Annotated in this window: 15 protein-coding genes; 13 read left to right on the plus strand and 2 right to left on the minus strand. The window is 65.6% G+C overall.

Going from position 1 to position 17,514, the window contains the following annotated elements:
* Positions 1 to 8: 8 nt before the first annotated feature.
* From ACTPOI_RS14125 to ACTPOI_RS14150, 6 genes are all read left to right on the plus strand, one after another.
* Positions 9 to 2,447: a protein kinase domain-containing protein gene (locus tag ACTPOI_RS14125; RefSeq protein ID WP_440109831.1), complete on the plus strand. Its 2,439-nt coding sequence runs from the start codon at positions 9 to 11 to the stop codon at positions 2,445 to 2,447.
* 67 nt (positions 2,448 to 2,514) lie between these two features.
* A complete protein-coding gene (gene rodA / locus ACTPOI_RS14130; RefSeq protein ID WP_440109833.1) occupies positions 2,515 to 3,702 on the plus strand; it encodes a rod shape-determining protein RodA in 1,188 nt (395 codons plus the stop codon).
* Between the two features lie 72 nt (positions 3,703 to 3,774).
* Positions 3,775 to 5,259 carry a metalloprotease TldD gene (gene tldD, locus ACTPOI_RS14135; protein WP_440109835.1) on the plus strand — a complete coding sequence of 495 codons (1,485 nt, stop codon included), beginning with the start codon at positions 3,775 to 3,777 and terminating at the stop codon, positions 5,257 to 5,259.
* A gap of 154 nt (positions 5,260 to 5,413) precedes the next feature.
* The gene (locus tag ACTPOI_RS14140) at positions 5,414 to 5,965 is read left to right on the plus strand and encodes a hypothetical protein (protein ID WP_440109837.1); all 552 of its coding nucleotides are present in this window, start codon (positions 5,414 to 5,416) and stop codon (positions 5,963 to 5,965) included.
* Between the two features lie 316 nt (positions 5,966 to 6,281).
* Positions 6,282 to 7,403, plus strand: coding sequence for a 3-deoxy-7-phosphoheptulonate synthase (locus ACTPOI_RS14145; protein WP_440109839.1), 1,122 nt, complete (start codon positions 6,282 to 6,284; stop codon positions 7,401 to 7,403).
* Between the two features lie 80 nt (positions 7,404 to 7,483).
* Entirely contained in the window at positions 7,484 to 7,795 is a 312-nt protein-coding gene (locus ACTPOI_RS14150; protein WP_440109841.1) for a hypothetical protein, read from the plus strand.
* Positions 7,796 to 7,923: 128 nt separating this feature from the next.
* Here the strand turns inward: ACTPOI_RS14150 and mpl are convergent, their stop codons facing one another.
* A complete protein-coding gene (gene mpl, locus ACTPOI_RS14155) occupies positions 7,924 to 9,345 on the minus strand; it encodes a UDP-N-acetylmuramate:L-alanyl-gamma-D-glutamyl-meso-diaminopimelate ligase (protein ID WP_440109843.1) in 1,422 nt (473 codons plus the stop codon).
* Between the two features lie 295 nt (positions 9,346 to 9,640).
* Here mpl and ACTPOI_RS14160 point away from each other — a divergent pair, with 295 nt between their 5' ends.
* The 7 genes from ACTPOI_RS14160 (at position 9,641) to ACTPOI_RS14190 (ending at position 16,519) form a co-directional block, all read left to right on the plus strand.
* A complete protein-coding gene (locus ACTPOI_RS14160; protein WP_440109845.1) occupies positions 9,641 to 10,240 on the plus strand; it encodes a hypothetical protein in 600 nt (199 codons plus the stop codon).
* A complete protein-coding gene (locus tag ACTPOI_RS14165) occupies positions 10,237 to 10,812 on the plus strand; it encodes a TlpA family protein disulfide reductase (protein ID WP_440109847.1) in 576 nt (191 codons plus the stop codon). Before ACTPOI_RS14160 ends, ACTPOI_RS14165 begins: the two co-directional genes overlap by 4 nt.
* A 135-nt stretch (positions 10,813 to 10,947) precedes the next feature.
* A complete protein-coding gene (gene accB, locus ACTPOI_RS14170) occupies positions 10,948 to 11,397 on the plus strand; it encodes an acetyl-CoA carboxylase biotin carboxyl carrier protein (RefSeq protein ID WP_440109849.1) in 450 nt (149 codons plus the stop codon).
* A gap of 7 nt (positions 11,398 to 11,404) precedes the next feature.
* Positions 11,405 to 12,754, plus strand: coding sequence for an acetyl-CoA carboxylase biotin carboxylase subunit (gene accC, locus ACTPOI_RS14175; RefSeq protein ID WP_069104882.1), 1,350 nt, complete (start codon positions 11,405 to 11,407; stop codon positions 12,752 to 12,754).
* Positions 12,755 to 12,843: 89 nt separating this feature from the next.
* The gene (gene prmA / locus ACTPOI_RS14180; RefSeq protein WP_440109851.1) at positions 12,844 to 13,743 is read left to right on the plus strand and encodes a 50S ribosomal protein L11 methyltransferase; all 900 of its coding nucleotides are present in this window, start codon (positions 12,844 to 12,846) and stop codon (positions 13,741 to 13,743) included.
* A 55-nt stretch (positions 13,744 to 13,798) separates the two neighbouring features.
* A complete protein-coding gene (locus ACTPOI_RS14185; RefSeq protein ID WP_440109853.1) occupies positions 13,799 to 15,586 on the plus strand; it encodes a DUF3426 domain-containing protein in 1,788 nt (595 codons plus the stop codon).
* Between the two features lie 36 nt (positions 15,587 to 15,622).
* On the plus strand, positions 15,623 to 16,519 hold the full coding sequence (locus ACTPOI_RS14190) for a carbohydrate kinase family protein (protein ID WP_440109856.1): 897 nt from the start codon (positions 15,623 to 15,625) through the stop codon (positions 16,517 to 16,519).
* A 347-nt stretch (positions 16,520 to 16,866) separates the two neighbouring features.
* Here the strand turns inward: ACTPOI_RS14190 and ACTPOI_RS14195 are convergent, their stop codons facing one another.
* Positions 16,867 to 17,496 carry a histone gene (locus tag ACTPOI_RS14195; protein WP_440109858.1) on the minus strand — a complete coding sequence of 210 codons (630 nt, stop codon included), beginning with the start codon at positions 17,494 to 17,496 and terminating at the stop codon, positions 16,867 to 16,869.
* Between the last annotated feature and the right edge of the window lie 18 nt (positions 17,497 to 17,514).

A 17,514-nucleotide genomic window follows, 5' to 3' on the forward strand; every position in this document is an offset into this window, starting at 1 on the left:
ACCGCACCATGACTGATTTTGCCCCGCTTTCCACGGCCAGACGCTGGGCTCTGGGTGCCGCAGACAAGCCGCCCGCTTCGGTCGGCCGGTTCGAATTGAAAAAGCTGCTGGGCCGCGGCGGGCAGGCCACGGTGTGGCTGGCGCAAGACCCGCGCCTGCAGCGCGAGGTGGCCATCAAGCTGATGCGCCCGGTGGATGAACAGGATGCCTCCGTCATCGAGCAGTGGCTGCGCGAGGCACGGCATGTCAGCCGCCTGGCCCACCCGTTCATCGTGCCGGTGTTCGAGGCCGATGTGCAGGGTGCGCAGCCCTACATCGTGTTCGAGTACGTGCCCGGCAAGACGCTGGCCGAGCACCTGGCGCAGCAGGGCCGCTGTACGCCGCACGATGCGGTGGCGCTGATGGTGGATGTGTTGGACGGCCTGCAGGCCGCGCACCAGGCGGGCATTGTGCACCGCGACCTCAAGCCGTCGAACATCATGATCGATGCCCAGCGCCACGCGCGGGTGATGGACTTCGGCATGGCCGCGCCGGTGCATGACGCACCCGACCCGCAGCGCACTGGCGGCACCCCGGCCTACCTGGCGCCCGAGGCCGCGGAGGGCGAGGCGCCCACGCCGGCGATGGACGTGTACTCGGCCGCGCTGGTGCTGGTCGAAATGCTTTCTGGCCGGCCGCTCATCCATCAAAAGGACGCCTGGCAGGCCCTGTACCGCGTGGCCAACGAGCCGCTGCAATTGCCCGATGACCTGGGCGCAGGCGTGGACGACAACCTGCGCGCCATCCTGCAACGCGCCATGGCCCGCGACCCGGCCCAGCGTTATCCGGCTGCAGGGGATTTTCGGGATGCGTTGCGCGCCTGGGCGGCGCCCGTGAGCGCCCCCACGGCCGCCAGCAATGCCACGCTGGATTTCCTGCTGCGGCGCATGCGCCACAAGAGCGACTTTCCGGCGCTGTCGGACTCGGTGGCCCGCATACAGCGCGTGGCGGATTCGGAAGACGACAGCATCAGCGATCTCACGCACGAGATCCTCAAGGACGTGGCGCTGACCAACAAGCTGCTACGCCTGGTCAACAGCGTGCATTACGCCCATGCTGCGCGCGGCACCATCAGCACGGTATCGCGCGCCGTGAGCCTGGTGGGCTTCAATGCTGTGCGCAACATGGCGCTGAGCCTGGTTTTGCTGGACCACATGCAGGACAAAGCCGTGGCAAGCCAGATGCGCGAGGAATTCCTGCGCGCCATGATGGCCGGGTCGGTGGCCTCCGAGCTGTGCGGGCCGGGGCAGGGCGCAGAGGAGGCGTTTATCGGCGCCATGTTCCAGAACCTGGGTCGCATGCTGTGCGAGTTCTACTTTCCGGAAGAGGCGCGCCAGGTGCGCAGCATGGTGGCGTCTGGCCGGGTCGAAGGCGGTGAAGAGTCGGCAGCGCAGCAGGTGCTGGGGCTCGGTTTTGAAGACCTGGGCGTTGGCGTGGCCCGGGTGTGGGGGCTGCCAGACAGCCTGCAGCGCTGCATGCGCAAACCCCTGGGCTCGCCCAGCCAGCGCGGGCCCGAACACGGTGCCGAGCGACTTCGCTGGGTGGCCATGGCGGGCAACGAGGTGGCGTCGGCGCTGCTTGCAGCGCCGCCTGCACAGCTGGAAGCCAGCCTGGAACAGATCGGCACGCGGTATGCCCGCACGCTGGACCTGCCTGCCCCGGACATCGCTGAAGCAACCCTGCGCGCCCGCCGCAAGCTGGTGGCACTGGCCGAGGCGCTGGATTTGCACGTGGCGCCCGACACGCCCGCGGCGCGGCTGCTCAAGCTGCCTCCAGCAGCTGGTGAGACGTCCGCGCCGGACGACGCGCTCACGCCGCATGAACTGCGCGCCGGTGGCGGTGATCCGGTGCCGGTGGTGCTGGCGTCGCAGGCCGGTGGCGATGTGTCTGTGGCACAGGTCAACGAAGTGCTGGCCGCGGGGATCCAGGACATCACCAACGCCATGGTCGAGACCTTTCAGCTCAATGATGTGCTGCGCATGATCCTGGAGACGATGTTCCGTGCCCTGGGCTTTCGGCGGATGGTTTTTTGCCTGCGCGAGGCGCGGACCGACATGCTGACCGGACGTTTTGGCCTGGGCGACGGCAGCGAAGCCGCTGCACGGGCCCTGCGGGTACCGCTGAACGCGCAGGGCGACCTGTTTGCAGCCGTGTGCCTGCGCGGGGCAGACACCCTGATCAACGACGCCACCGAGCCGCGCATGCAGGCCCGACTGCCGCAGTGGTACCGCTCGGGTCTAAATGCCCCGTCGTTCCTTTTGCTTCCGCTGCAGCTCAAGGGCCAGACCTTTGCACTTATCTACGCAGACCAGGCCACGCCCGGAGGGATTGTGGTGGATGACAAGGCGCTGGGCCTGCTGCGTACCCTGCGCAACCAGGCGGTGATGGCGTTTCGCCAGGCGGGCTGATCCCGCGCTGGCGGTGCCAAGTGGCTTCTTTCCCTTGCCATCACCGGCTGGCGCGGATAATCGCATCATGGCTGTTGTTTTCGAAAAACCCACGTTCGCCCAGCGCTTCATGCCGCTGTTCAGGGGTTTTGATCTTCCCCTTCTGACTGTTGTCTTGTTGCTGGCAGGTGCGGGGCTGCTGGGCATGTACTCGGCGGGCTTTGACCACGGCACACGTTTTGTGGACCACGGGCGCAACATGCTGATCGCGGGCGCCATCCTGTTCATGGTGTCGCAGGTGCCGCCCCAGAAGATCATGCAGTTTGCCGTGCCCCTGTACGTGTGTGGGGTGGCCTTGCTGGTGGCGGTGGCGCTGTTAGGCATCACCAAGAAAGGTGCCACGCGATGGATCAATGTCGGCATCGTGATCCAGCCCAGCGAGATCCTGAAGATCGCCATGCCGCTGATGCTGGCCTGGTGGTTCCAGAAGCGCGAGGGCGCGCTGAGGCCGCTTGACTTTGCGGCTGCCGGGGTGCTGCTGGCCATTCCGGTGGGCCTCATCATGAAGCAGCCCGATCTGGGCACATCGCTGCTGGTGCTGGCGGCAGGGCTGTCGGTGATCTACTTTGCCGGCCTGCCCTGGAAGCTGGTGCTGCCCCCGGTGCTCATCGGGGGCCTGGGCATCTTCACGCTGGTGCTGCTGGGCGATCAGCTGTGCGCCGATGGCGTGCGCTGGTCGGTGCTGCACGACTACCAGCAGCAGCGCATCTGTACCTTGCTGGACCCGACACGCGATCCGCTGGGCAAGGGGTTCCACATCATTCAGGGGATGATCGCCATTGGCTCGGGTGGCCTGTGGGGCAAGGGTTTCATGGCGGGCACGCAAACCCACCTGGAGTTCATCCCCGAGCGCACCACCGACTTCATCTTCGCAGCGTTTTCCGAAGAGTTCGGCCTGGCAGGCAACGTGTTTCTGCTGGTGTGCTTCCTGCTGCTGGTGTGGCGGGGCCTGGCCATCGCGGCGGGCGCCACCACGCTGTTTGGCCGGCTCATGGCGGGTGCGGTGTCGATGATCTTCTTCACTTATGCGTTCGTGAACATGGGCATGGTCAGCGGGATCTTGCCGGTGGTGGGGGTGCCACTGCCCTTCATCAGCTACGGCGGCACCGCCATGGTCACCCTGGGGCTGGCGCTGGGCATCCTGATGTCGGTGGCGCGCGCCCAGCGGCAGGATCCCAAGGACCCGTTGCCCGCGCCCTACGCCACGGTGGCCTGAATGGGGCCGCCCGTGCGGCGGGGCTACGCCCTTGCGCCGCGCCGGACTTGCATGGCGGCCTAAAATGGCCGCATGACTTTTCGCTCCAACACCGCCGCGCCCCAGCGCGCGGCCACCAGCCAGCGCATCGACGTTGCGCGGGAACTGCTGCTCACCCCTTTCGGCCTGGATGAAACCCATCTGGCCCGCGCACTGGCCGAGATCCGCACGCACCAGGTGGACGACGCGGACCTGTACTTCCAGTACACGCGCAGCGAAGGCTGGAGCCTGGAGGAGGGCATCGTCAAGACGGGCTCGTTCAGCATCGACCAGGGCGTGGGCGTGCGTGCCGTCAGTGGCGAGAAAACCGCCTTTGCGTATTCGGATGACATCTCCGAGGCATCGCTGCTTGATGCCGCGCGCACTGTACGGTCGATTTCGGCTGCCGCGCAGGGCGGTAAAGCACGTGTAGCTCCTAAAAAAATAGCGGCCGGCCGCAGCCTGTATGCGGGCGTCGATCCCATCGGCTCGATGGACAGCACGGCCAAGGTGGCCTTGCTCGAACGGCTGGAGCAGCGCGCCCGCGCCAAGGACCCGCGCGTGGCGCAGGTCATGGCGGGACTGGCCAGCGAATACGACGTGGTTCTGGTGGCCCGTGCCGACGGCACACTGGCAGCCGATGTGCGCCCGCTGGTGCGCCTGTCGGTCACGGTGATCGCCGAGCAGAACGGTCGCCGCGAGATGGGCTCTGCCGCCGGCGGTGGCCGCTTTGGCCTGGCCTATTTCGACGACGAGCAGATGGGCAAGTACGTGGACGAGGCGGTGAACGCTGCGCTCGTCAACCTCGAATCACGCCCAGCTCCGGCTGGCGAGATGACGGTGGTGCTGGGGTCAGGCTGGCCCGGCATCCTGCTGCACGAGGCCATTGGACACGGGCTGGAAGGGGACTTCAACCGCAAGGGCTCCAGCGCATTCAGCGGCCGCATCGGCCAGCGCGTGGCGGCCAAGGGCGTGACGGTGCTGGACGACGGCACCATTGCCGACCGCCGCGGCTCGCTCAACGTGGACGACGAGGGCAACGCCAGCCAGCGCAATGTGCTGATCGAAGACGGCATCTTGAAGGGCTACATCCAGGATTCGCTCAACGCCCGCCTGATGGGCGTGGCGCCCACCGGCAACGGCCGCCGCGAGAGCTATGCGCACATTCCCATGCCGCGCATGACCAACACCTACATGCTTGGTGGCGACAAGGACCCGCAAGAGATCATCGCCAGCATCAAGAAGGGCCTGTACGCCAGCAATTTCGGCGGCGGCCAGGTGGACATCACCTCGGGCAAGTTCGTGTTCTCCGCCAGCGAAGCCTACTGGGTCGAAAACGGCAAGATCCAGTACCCGGTCAAGGGCGCCACCATCATCGGCAGCGGCCCGGAATCGCTCAAGAAGGTGACCATGATCGGCAACGACATGCGCCTCGATAGCGGCGTGGGTACCTGCGGCAAGGAAGGCCAGAGTGTGCCCGTGGGCGTGGGCCAGCCCACGCTGCGGATCGAGGGGCTCACGGTCGGCGGCACGGCCTGACCCTGCCAGTCTGTCCCGGGGCTGGCTGTCGCCTGTGGCGCCACGCCGAGAGGCTTGCTGCGCGGCGGTGGTCACGGCCCCTTTGCGCGGTTTTGTAAGGTGATTGCGGCCACGCGGCTGTACTGCGGCGTGATCGGCAGCGCAAAATGTGGCCATGCCCGCCACGCGATCCAGCCAGCAGCTCACGCTCCAGTCGTTCGGGGAGATCAGCCGCTTTCTTCGCGAAGGGGTTGCCGATGAGGAGTCGCGCCAGCTGCGCGACAGCCTGGGCATGCTTTCCAACCATATCGACAATGCGGTGCGAATACGCCGCACCGGCACCGACACGGCCGCCATCACCGGCCGCGTGGTGGCGCTCTCGACCTGTGCCCGCGAACACCAGCTCTTTCTGACGGGTCTTGGGTCGGGCTGGCACGCCCTGTACGAGTTTGGTGCCTACCAGCGCGCATTGCGTGAACTGCGCACGGCCATTGCGCAATGGCTGGAGACGCTGGAACGCCGCAGCCCCCGGGAGCACGCTGCGTTCGACGCCTTTGAACTGCTGGCCTGGCGTACCCTGGGGGAGGCGCTTTTGCTCATCGACATGTATGAACACAGCAGCGATCCTCCGAGCGAACTGCCGTCCCCCGCCCGGCCTGGGAAGCGCACGAGCACGTTGGGCCGCGTGCTGGGCTGGCTGGGGCGCTTGCGCAAACCGAAGCGCTAACCGTTGGAAATTCGGGGGCCGGGCGCGCTTGCGGCCGCCCTGCAGCCGCGCTCACGGCGGTGACCTTGTTGCGGCTTTGCAACAAGTGCAACAGGGCCTGCCCAATCTTCCTGTGCTACATTGATTGCCATGCAAGTTCGCAGCGCGTTTTATTTTTGGTTTTTTATCTCAGTCCAAGGCGGATGAGAGGAAAACGCGCAAGCACACACAACCTCCCCATACCAACCGCCGACGCTGCAAAGCCCGGCGGTTTTTGTTTTTTCAGCCCTCCGTTTTTCTCTTTTTCCAACCATTCACAGACCACGAGGAAGCAACCATGACGGCCCAAGCCACCCCCTCCAGCGATGCCTGGTACCGCAGCGTCGAGAAAACCAGCCAGACCGACGACGAACGTATCAAGGACATCACCGTGTTGCCTCCTCCCGAGCATCTGATCCGCTTTTTCCCGATCGGCGGTACGCCGGTCGAAGGGCTGATCAAACAGACCCGCAAGACCATTCACGACATCATGGCCGGCGACGATGACCGCCTGCTGGTCGTCATCGGCCCGTGCTCCATCCACGACCCCGTGGCGGCGCTCGAATACGCCCGCAAGCTGCGCGTAGTGCGGGAGCAGTACAAGGACACGCTGGAGATCGTCATGCGCGTGTACTTCGAAAAGCCTCGCACCACCGTGGGCTGGAAGGGCCTCATCAACGACCCCTACCTGGATGAAACCTACCGCATCGACGAAGGCCTGCGCATTGCGCGCCAGCTGCTGATCGACATCAACCGCCTGGGCGTGCCCGCGGGCAGCGAGTTCCTGGACGTGATCTCGCCCCAGTACATCGGCGACCTCATCAGCTGGGGCGCCATCGGTGCGCGCACCACCGAAAGCCAGGTCCACCGCGAACTGGCGTCGGGCCTGTCTGCCCCCATCGGCTTCAAGAACGGTACCGACGGCAACATCCGCATCGCTACCGACGCCATCCAGTCGGCCAGCCGCGGCCACCACTTCCTGTCGGTGCACAAGAACGGGCAGGTCGCCATCGTCAACACCAACGGCAACAAGGACTGCCACGTCATCCTGCGCGGCGGCAAGGCGCCCAACTACGACGCGGCCAGCGTCGCCGCAGCCTGCAAGGACCTGGAAGCCGCCAAGCTGCCCGCCACGCTGATGGTGGACTGCAGCCACGCCAACAGCAGCAAGCAGCACGAAAAACAGCTCGATGTGGCGCGCGACATTGCCGGCCAGGTGGCTGCGGGCTCGCGCAGCATCTTCGGCCTGATGATCGAAAGCCACCTGACGGCAGGCGCGCAGAAGTTCTCGCCGGGCAAGGACCAGCCTGGCGCCCTCGAATACGGCAAGAGCATCACCGACGCCTGCCTGGGCTGGGACGATTCGCTGCAGGCGCTGGCCGACCTGTCGGCTTCTGTGGAAGCACGCCGCACCCGCTGAGGGTGCTGCTGCCAAGGTCTTAAACTGGAGTCATCACGGGCGCGCAGGTGCTCGCCCGGGGCTCCACAGAAAGGCACACCATGCACAGCCAAGTCTCCGTCCGCCTGGACGGCAACCAGGAATTTCGTTTTGATCTGGCCGGCGCCGAGGCCATGGGGCACGAAGAAGGCCGTCGCTGGCTGGACGACCAGTTCACCGCGCTCGACTGCGAACCCCTGCGCGCGAGCGGCAAGGTGCTGCTGGCCGACAAGGTGTTGACGGTGGCCCGCGCCGCCGGTGCGCCGCTGATGGCCGATGCCGATTGGTCGCGCAACTTTGCCCGCGCCGCCAGCGCCGCACTGGCCAAGGCCGTGGTGCGCGTGGACGTGCCGGGCATGGCCGTCACGTTCTGATCCTGCCCGGGCCTGGGCAGTCGCCCGACTGCAGCTGCTAACGGCGCGCCAGGCCCTTCCAAGCCCCTTCAGGCCTCTTTTTAAGTCAAAAAGGCCTGTGGCGCGCGATTCATATGCCCCGATAGCTATTAATTTTGTAGCGACTGCAGCAGCTTGTCGTGAATGCCACCGAACCCGCCGTTGCTCATGCACACGATGTGGTCGCCGGGGTGGGCGGCCTCGGTGACCTGGGCGACCAGGGTGGCGATGTTCGGCGCAGTGCGGGCCCGTTGGCCCGGCCCCACGCCCAGCGGCGCCAGCGCCTGGGCAGCATCCCAGTCCAGCCCGGCCGTGTGGCAAAACGCCAGGTCGGCAGGCTCCAGCGCCCAGGGCAGTTGCGATTTCATCGCGCCCAGCTTCATCGTGTTGCTGCGCGGCTCGAACACCGCCAGGATGCGTGCGCCACTGCCCAGGCTGCGCCGCAAACCGTCGAGCGTGGTGCGCAGGGCAGTGGGGTGGTGCGCAAAGTCGTCGTACACGGCAATGCCGCGCACGGTGCCCCGCAGCTCCATGCGGCGCTTGACGTTCTGGAACGATCCCAAAGCGGCGGCGGCCTGCGCGGGCGGCACGCCCACATGCTGTGCGGCAGCGATGGCGGCCAGTGCATTGAGCTGGTTGTGCACTCCTGTCAGGCTCCATTCCACGCGCGCGACGCGCTGGCCTTGGTGGAGCACGTCAAACGCATCGGGCGGGCCGTCTGCCGCAAAGTCGCTCACCGCGGCCCCGAAGCTGGTGGTTTCGCTCCAGCAGCCCACGTTCAGCACGCGGGCCAGGCTTTCCTCCAGCCCGTTGACGACCACACGCCCTGAGGGCGGCACGGTGCGCACCAGGTGGTGGAACTGCCGTTCGATGGCGGCCAGGTCATCAAAGATGTCGGCATGGTCGAACTCCAAGTTGTTGAGCACGGCGGTGCGCGGGCGGTAGTGCACGAACTTGCTGCGCTTGTCGAAGAAGGCGGTGTCGTACTCGTCGGCCTCGATGACGAAGAGCGGAGCAGAACCCTGCGGCGCGCTGGAAGGGTGGGGTCGTTTTGCTGCGCCCAGGCGGGCGGAGATACCGAAGTTCAGCGGCACCCCTCCGATCAGGAAGCCTGGCTGCAGGCCCGCGCTTTCCAGCACCCAGGCCAGCATCGAGGTCGTGGTGGTCTTGCCATGCGTGCCCGCCACCGCCAGCACATGCCGGCCCTGCAGCACATGTTCAGCCAGCCACTGCGGGCCGCTGGTGTAGGGCAGCCCGGCGTCCAGGATTGCTTCCATCAGGGGAAACTTGGGCTCCCCGCTGGGAAGCCGCGCACGGCTCACCACGTTGCCCACGACGAACATGTCGGGCTTGAGCGCCAGCTGCTCGACCCCGAAGCCCTCGATCAGGTCGATGCCCAGCGCGCGCAACTGGTCGCTCATGGGGGGGTAGACGCCAGCGTCGCAGCCCGTGACGGTATGGCCTGCCTCGCGTGCCAGCGCGGCGAGCCCGCCCATGAAGGTGCCGCAGATGCCCAGGATGTGTATATGCATGGGCGCAGATTCTACGTTTTTGGTCAAACTGGCCTGTAGCGCTTGTTGAATCTGCCTGTATAGCTATCGAAATGCTAGTACTGCATGGTGTAAGGGTGCTCCGCTTCATGCCCGGTTGCCCTGGCGCGCAGGCGGCCGGTGCGGCCGTGTGCATGCTGATTTGCCTAGCGCCTTCCGCAGCAACAGGCGTACCCGGGCCCGGGAGCCCGGCTACTGCCTGGGGTCAACCCGGAGTCCCGATCTGCGCCAGCGGCCACAATGGAGGTCTCACTGTTGTCGCGTTCACCTCCAACCCATGTCCACCCCCCTGATCGAAGAGATCGCCCACACGACCGCGCGGCTGGTGGTGGAAGAGGGGCTCGAATGGGGACCGGCCAAGCGCCGGGCCGTGCGCCAGCTGGGGTTGCCTGCCCGCACGCCCCTGCCCGACAACGATCTGGTGGAAGACGCGGTGCGTGAGTACATCGATCTTTTCTGTGCCGACACCCAGCCGCGGGAACTGCGTGCCCTACGGCAGCTGGCGCTGGTGTGGATGCAGCGGATGTCAGCGTTTCGCCCCCACCTGGCGGGCGCGGTGTGGCACGGCACCGCCACGCGCCTTTCCGATATCTATATCCAGCTGTTTTGCGATGACCCCAAGTCGGCCGAAATTGCGCTGATTGACCACAACGTCGATTACGAGCCCCGCACGGTGACCGGTTTTCGCGGTGAACCCGTCGAGGCGCTGAGCCTGGGTAGCAAATCGCCCGAGCTCAACGAAATGATCGGGGTCCACCTGATGGTGTATGACCTTGACGACCTGCGCGGGGCCTTGCGCCCGGATGCCAAGGGCCGTGCGCCCCGCGGCGATATCCCTGCCGTTCAGCGGCTGCTTCAGGAAAATATTGATCCATGACGTCTTCTGTGGAACCTGATCCCGTTTCTCGTGATTCCGCAGCGCCTTCGGCTACCCGCCGGCGCGCGTTGTACGCCGGTGTGGCCGGGCTCGCCGCTCTCGGTGGTGCAGGCTATGCGTGGTGGAAATACCAGCCGCACGCCATGGAGCCCGGCGCCGAGCAGGCCCTGTGGGGGCTGGAGTTCGACCGGCCCGAAGGCGGTTCGCTGGCCATGCAGTCACTGTCGGGCAAGCCCTTGTTGCTCAATTTCTGGGCGACGTGGTGCCCGCCTTGTGTGGAAGAGTTGCCCATGCTCAACGCCTTCTATCGCGACCACAAGGCCCGGGGCTGGCAGGTGGTGGGCCTGGCCATCGATCAGCCTTCGGCTGTGCGAAAGTTCCTCACGCGCATCCCGCTTGACTTTCCTGTCGGCATGGCGGGCCTGGGCGGTACCGATCTGAGCCGCACGCTGGGCAATCTCACCGGTGGGCTGCCGTTTACGGTGGTGCTGGGTGCCAACGGCCGCGTACTGCATCGTAAAATGGGGCAAATCACCGCTGACGACCTGCAGCAATGGGCCAAGCTGGGCTGACGCTCTTGCTTCATTCCTTTCCTGTTCTGTGATGTCGTTTGGTGGAGTTCGCGAAAATTCCCGCAGTTTGGAGTGGATAGGGTGAAATTGGAGTAAATTCGCGCCCTGTTCAGTTTTATAGCTGCTGGAGCTTCCATGGATCTGCGAAAACTCAAAACCCTGATCGACCTCGTCTCTGAATCGAACGTCTCCGAACTCGAAATCACGGAGGCCGAGGGCAAGGTCCGCATTGTCAAGAGCGGCGGCGCGGTGGTTCAGCAATACATGCCCGCCCCGGTACCTGCGCCCGCAGCGGCCCCCGCCGCAGCGCCCGTGGCCGAACTCCCGGCGCCTGCCGCTGCCGCACCCGCAGGCCATATCGTCAAGTCGCCCATGGTGGGCACCTTCTACCGTTCTTCCAGCCCCGGCGCCAAGGCGTTTGTCGAGGTGGGTAGCCAGGTGAAGGAAGGCGAGACGATCTGCATCATCGAAGCCATGAAGATCCTGAACGAAATCGAGGCCGACAAGTCCGGCACGGTGACGCGCATCCTGGGCGAAAACGGCCAGGCCGTGGAGTACGGACAACCGCTGTTCGTCATCGAGTAAGGCGCTCATGTTCAAAAAGATTCTTGTTGCGAATCGCGGAGAGATCGCTCTGCGGATTCAGCGCGCGTGCCGGGAGCTCGGGGTCAAGGCCGTGATGGTCTATTCCGAAGCCGACCGCGACGCCAAATACGTCAAGCTGGCAGAAGAAGCCGTGTGCATCGGGCCCGCCCCGTCGCCCCTGAGCTACCTCAACATGCCGGCCATCATCTCGGCCGCCGAGGTGACGGATGCCGAAGCCATCCACCCCGGTTACGGCTTCCTGAGCGAGAACGCCGACTTTGCCGAGCGCGTGGAAAAGAGCGGCTTCCAGTTCATCGGCCCCACGCCAGAGTCGATCCGCATCATGGGCGACAAGGTGTCGGCCAAGCAGGCCATGATACGCGCGGGCGTGCCGTGCGTGCCGGGCTCTGAGGGCGAGCTGCCCGATGACCCGGTACAGATCCGGCGCATTGCCAAGGCCGTGGGTTACCCCGTCATCATCAAGGCCGCAGGCGGCGGCGGTGGCCGCGGCATGCGCGTGGTGCACACCGAGGCAGCCCTGGTCAACGCCGTGCAGATGACCAAGGCCGAAGCGGGCGCTGCGTTTGGCAATCCGGCTGTGTACATGGAGAAGTTCCTCCAGAACCCGCGCCACATTGAAATCCAGATCATGGCCGACAAGCACCGCAATGCGGTGTACTTGGGCGAGCGCGACTGCTCCATGCAGCGCCGCCACCAGAAGGTCATCGAGGAAGCGCCGGCTCCGGGCATTCCGCGCAAGCTGATCGAGAAGATCGGCGAGCGTTGCGTGGCAGCCTGCAAGAAGATCGGCTACCGCGGCGCGGGTACGTTCGAGTTCCTGTACGAAAACGGCGAGTTCTACTTCATCGAGATGAACACCCGCGTGCAGGTGGAGCACCCCGTGACCGAAATGATCACCGGCGTGGACGTCGTGAAGACGCAGATCATGGTGGCGGCGGGTGAGAAGCTGCCTTTCACCCAGCGCCAGATCGAGATCCGCGGCCATGCCATCGAGTGCCGGGTGAACGCGGAAGACCCGTACAAGTTCGTCCCGTCACCAGGCCGGATCACCACCTGGCATCCACCGGGCGGCCCCGGCGTGCGTGTGGATTCGCATGCGTACACCAACTACTTCGTGCCGCCCAACTACGACTCGATGATTGGCAAGATCATCGTGCATGGCGATACGCGCGAGCAGGCGCTGGCGCGGATGCGCACGGCCTTGTCTGAAACGGTCATCGAAGGCATCAACACCAACGTTCCGCTGCACCGCGAGCTGATGGTGGATGCCAAGTTCATGGCTGGCGGCACCAACATCCACTACCTGGAAGAGTGGCTGTCGCAGCACAAGCGTTGAGCGAAGGGCCTGCGCCCGCGCTATCCCCTCATATGCTGGCATCTGGCAACGGATGCCAGCATTCATTTTTTTCTCCAGGAGTTGCTGCCATGTTTGAGCTGAGCCTGATGTGCCCCGAGGACCGGATCGAAGAAGTCAGCGACGCGCTGGACGCGCTGGATGCACTGAGCGTTTCGGTCGAGGATGCAGATGCGCAGACGGACGCCGAGCGGGCGCTGTTTGGCGAACCCGGCATGCCCCCGCCCAAAGATGGCTGGCAGCGCAGCCGGGTCGTGGCCCTGTTCCCGTCCGAAACCGCGGCCACCGAGGCCCGCACACTGCTGGTGGTGCAGGACTTCTTTGCCGGTTGCGAGGTGCTGGGAATGGCGCCGGTGGCCGAGCAGGACTGGGTGCGGCTCACGCAGTCGCAATTTGCGCCGGTTGATATCACGCCCGATTTCTGGATCGTGCCGACCTGGCACGAACTTCCGGCGCAGGCCGTGCGCAGCATCCGGCTGGACCCGGGACTCGCGTTCGGCACGGGCACCCACCCCACCACGCGCATGTGCCTGCGCTGGATTGCCCGGAACGGCGCCACGGCGCCGGGCAGCAACCCGCTGGGCCGGGTGCTGGATTACGGCTGCGGCTCGGGCATTCTGGCCATAGGCGCAGCCAAGTTTGGTGCGACTGATATCGATGCGGTGGACATTGACCCCGCGGCAGTGGAGTCGACCCTTCTGAACGCCCAGGCCAACGATGTGCAGCTGCGCGCCGGCCTCCCCGACAAGGCCTCCGGCGAGTACCAGACCGTGCTGGCCAACATCCTGGCGACCCCGCTGCGCGTGCTGGCTCCGCTGCTGTGCAACCACGTGGCGCCCGGCGGGTCGCTGGTGATGGCGGGCATCCTGGAGCGGCAGGCGGACGAGTTGAAGGCTGCCTATGCACCCTGGGTGGCCCTGGAGGTCGCTGACGCGGAAGACGGCTGGATCCTGATGACCGCCCGGCGGTGAACCTGGGCAAACCCGCCACGGGCGCGAACCACCGCGAACCTACAATGCCTCGCTGATGAGCCAGATTACCCGCTGCCCGGCCTGTGCCACCACGTTCAAGGTCGTGGCGGACCAGCTCCGCATTTCGGAGGGCTGGGTGCGTTGCGGTCAATGCAAGGAAGTGTTCGATGCATCGGCACACCTGCTGGCTTCCGCCGCGCCGCCGTTGCTGCCGGACGTTTCCATGGCGGACGTGCGCCCTCCGCCAGCGCCGGTGGTCCGCAAGCCTGTGGAGAAGGCGTGGGGTGCAGGCGCCGCGCCGTCCTCCGCTTCGGGTTTGGCATCGCGCGGTGCGCGCGACGGGGCCTCGCAGTCGCCATCGCCCTTGCCCGCACTGGAGCAGGACATCAAACAGACGGCGGCCGTGGCAGTGCCGGTTGTGCCCGCTGAAGGTGCCGGTCGGCCGGCCGGGCAAGGTCGTCCGCAGCCGGGTCGGGAGTCAGCAGTTCTCAGCGCACTGGATGCATTCGCCCCGGCCCATGCTGCGGCGCCGATGGATGTCCCGGAGCCCACAGTCCCTGCGTTTCTGGCTGCCTCGGCTACGCCGCCGAAAAGCACAGACCTGTCGCTGGAACCAGCCACGCCTTTTCGCTGGCGAGCAGAACGGCAGGGTCAGGGCACGCTGTCGTCCATGGCGGACTCTGGCATGCCTCGTGCGGGATCAATCGGGAGCCCCGCTGCGCCTGCTGCATCGACCGAGCCTCCCGAAGCTGCAGCCACGGAATTGCACACGCCGGCTTTTGGCGCGCCTGCAAGCGGGCCCGCACCGCTGGAACGCCGTGCGGATGCCGCGTTGACCTCGCCATGGTCGCCAGCGACGCCTTCCGCGTCCGGCGGCGGATACGAACTGCCCTCTGCTGACCTTCGGGACGCAGAGGAGGCAGACGGCCTTCCAGACCTGTCCCTGACGTCGCCTGCGAAATCGGGTGGCCTTGCAGCGGCGGACACCGACCAAGCCCCCTATCCACCACTCGAGTTGCCTGTTCGCACGCGCGCGTCGCAGGCCGACGCGGCACCGGTCCACCCCCTTGGCACGGCAGGCGGGCAGGATACGGGTCCATCATCGTCAGGTCTTGCCGAGGAGATCAAGGCTGTGCGGGAAGGCCCCAAGGGCCCGTCGCCCACGGATTCGGGTCCCAGCCCTGCTGGAACGCCTGCCGCCGAGCTGCCCGACATGGAAAGCTTGCCTGCACAGGTCGTCGAAGCTGCCAAGCGCTCGCAATACGACAGGGACAAGGAAGCGGAAGAGGAAGACAGGGACGAGGACGATGCACTGCCCGAGCCGGAGCCCGAGGTAAGCTTTGTCCGCGCGGCGCGGCGCAAGGCGTTTTGGCGGCGGCCACTGGTGCGTACGCTGCTGGTCTTGTTGTTGCTGGGGCTGCTGGCGGGGCTTGCCGCTCAGGTGGCTGTCCAGGAGCGCGACCGGATTGCCGCTACCGAGCCGCGTTTGCGTCCATGGCTGGTCATGCTTTGCGAGCCCATGGGCTGCGAGCTTGCGCCCCGACGCCAGATCGCCGATGTGGTGATCGACAGCTCTTCCTTCAACAAGGCGCGGGGAGACAGCTATTTGCTGAACCTCACCCTGAAGAACCAGGCGCCCATCCCGCTTGCCATGCCTGCAATGGAGCTGACCCTCACCGATGCCCAGGACCAGCCCGTGCTGCGACGCATCCTTTTGCCCAACGACATGGGCGCGCCTGCAGAAATGCCTGCGCGCGGGGAATGGGGCACGTCCGTATCGGTGGTGGTTACCACCGGGGGGGCGCGTGTGGCGGGTTACCGGCTGCTTGCGTTCTATCCCTGACCTCTTTCATTCATCCACCTGATTGCACCCCAAACTATGGCAGCCCTCATCTGCGGTTCTCTCGCGTTCGACACGATCATGACTTTTGAGGGCCGGTTTGCGGAGCAGATCCTGCCTGACCAGCTCCACATCCTGAACGTGTCGTTTCTGGTGCCATCGCTGCGGCGCGACTTTGGCGGATGCGCCGGCAACATCGCCTACAGCCTCAAGCTCCTCGGCGGAGAACCGCTGCCCATGGCCATGCTCGGCAGCGATGGTGGCGAGTACGTACAGCGCCTCGAAACGCTGGGCATCAGCACACGCCATGTGGGGCAGGTGGCCGACACGTACACCGCGCAGGCGATGATCATGACCGACCGTGACAACAACCAGATCACCGCATTTCACCCCGGGGCGATGATGCAGGCCCATGCGAACCGCATTGAGGGCGATCCCGGTGTCAAGGTCGGAATCATTTCGCCTGATGGCCGCGACGCGATGCTGGAGCATGCCGCGCAGTTCGTGGCGGCTGGGATTCCGTTCGTGTTCGATCCCGGTCAGGGCCTTCCCATGTTCAACGGGGAAGAATTGGGCCGTTTTGTCGAGCAGGCTTCCTGGGTCACGGTGAACGACTACGAGGGCAAGATGCTGTGCGACCGCACGGGCTGGTCGCTGGAAGAAATCTCGCGCAAGGTCGATGGGCTGGTGGTGACGCTGGGCGCGGAAGGCTGCGAAGTGTGGGTGCATGGCGCGCGAACGCATGTGCCGCCCGTGGCGCCTGCACAGGTAGTGGATCCGACTGGTTGTGGCGATGCCTGGCGTGGGGCACTGCTCTTCGGCCTCGAAAAGGGATGGCCTCTGGTGCGTTGTGCCGAGCTGGGAAACCGCGTCGGCGCATTGAAGATCGCGCAGCGCGGGCCGCAGAACTACACCCTCGACTTCGACCCTGCCTGATCCGCTTGCGCGTGCGCAGATCTGGTGCTGGGAACTGGTGGGAGCGCATGACTCGTTAGCGCTGCTGGCCGCGTGGCACGTCGATGCAGTGCCCAGGAGTTGGTTCGAAATAGTTCCTTCGGGCGCGGGCGGTTGGGCTGGTGAATTCCGCGTGTGCGCAATTGTTGGCTTGCACCGGGCTATGGCGGCATCCGCCAACGCGCTGTCGGCTTGCGTCCTGCCAACCGCCGCTGGCATCCCCCTTTGGCTCGTACTGCCGTCTCAAAGCCAGCGCGGTCGCGATCATCTTGCGGCCATAAAAAAACCCGGTACCAGGGTACCGGGTTTGAGCACGACGCGAACTCCAATCAGGGCTTGTTGCCCGTCGGGAATGGCCATGCTGCCTGGGGGTTGAGCGTGGTCTGTGCTGCGGGTGCTGCAGGAGCGGCCGCAGGGGCAGGGGCCTTGGGGGCCTTCTTGGCCGGAGCTGCCTTCTTGGCTGGGGCTGCCTTGGATGGGCTGGCCTTCTTTGCAGCAGCTGCCTTCTTGGCAGGAGCAGCCTTCTTCGCTGGCGCGGAGGCCTTCTTGGCTGGGGCCGTATTTTTTGCAGCTACGGCCTTCTTGGCGGGCGCAGCCTTCTTCGCAGGTGCAGCTGCCTTCTTGGCGGGTGCAGCCTTCTTTGCAGGTGCAGCTGCCTTATTGGCGGGCGCAGCCTTCTTTGCAGGTGCAGCTGCCTTCTTGGCGGGCGCAGCCTTCTTTGCAGGTGCAGCTGCCTTCTTGGCGGGTGCAGCCTTCTTCGCAGGTGCAGCTGCCTTCTTGGCGGGCGCAGCCTTCTTTGCAGGTGCAGCTGCCTTCTTAGCGGGCGCAGCCTTCTTTGCAGGTGCAGCTGCCTTCTTAGCGGGTGCAGTCTTCTTTGCAGGTGCAGCTGCCTTCTTGGCGGGTGCAGCCTTCTTCGCGGGTGTTGCCTTGCTAGCGGCGGTCTTTTTCGCAGTTGCCATCATGTTCTCCTTGGGTCA

The organism is Acidovorax sp. BL-A-41-H1 (assembly GCF_051942715.1).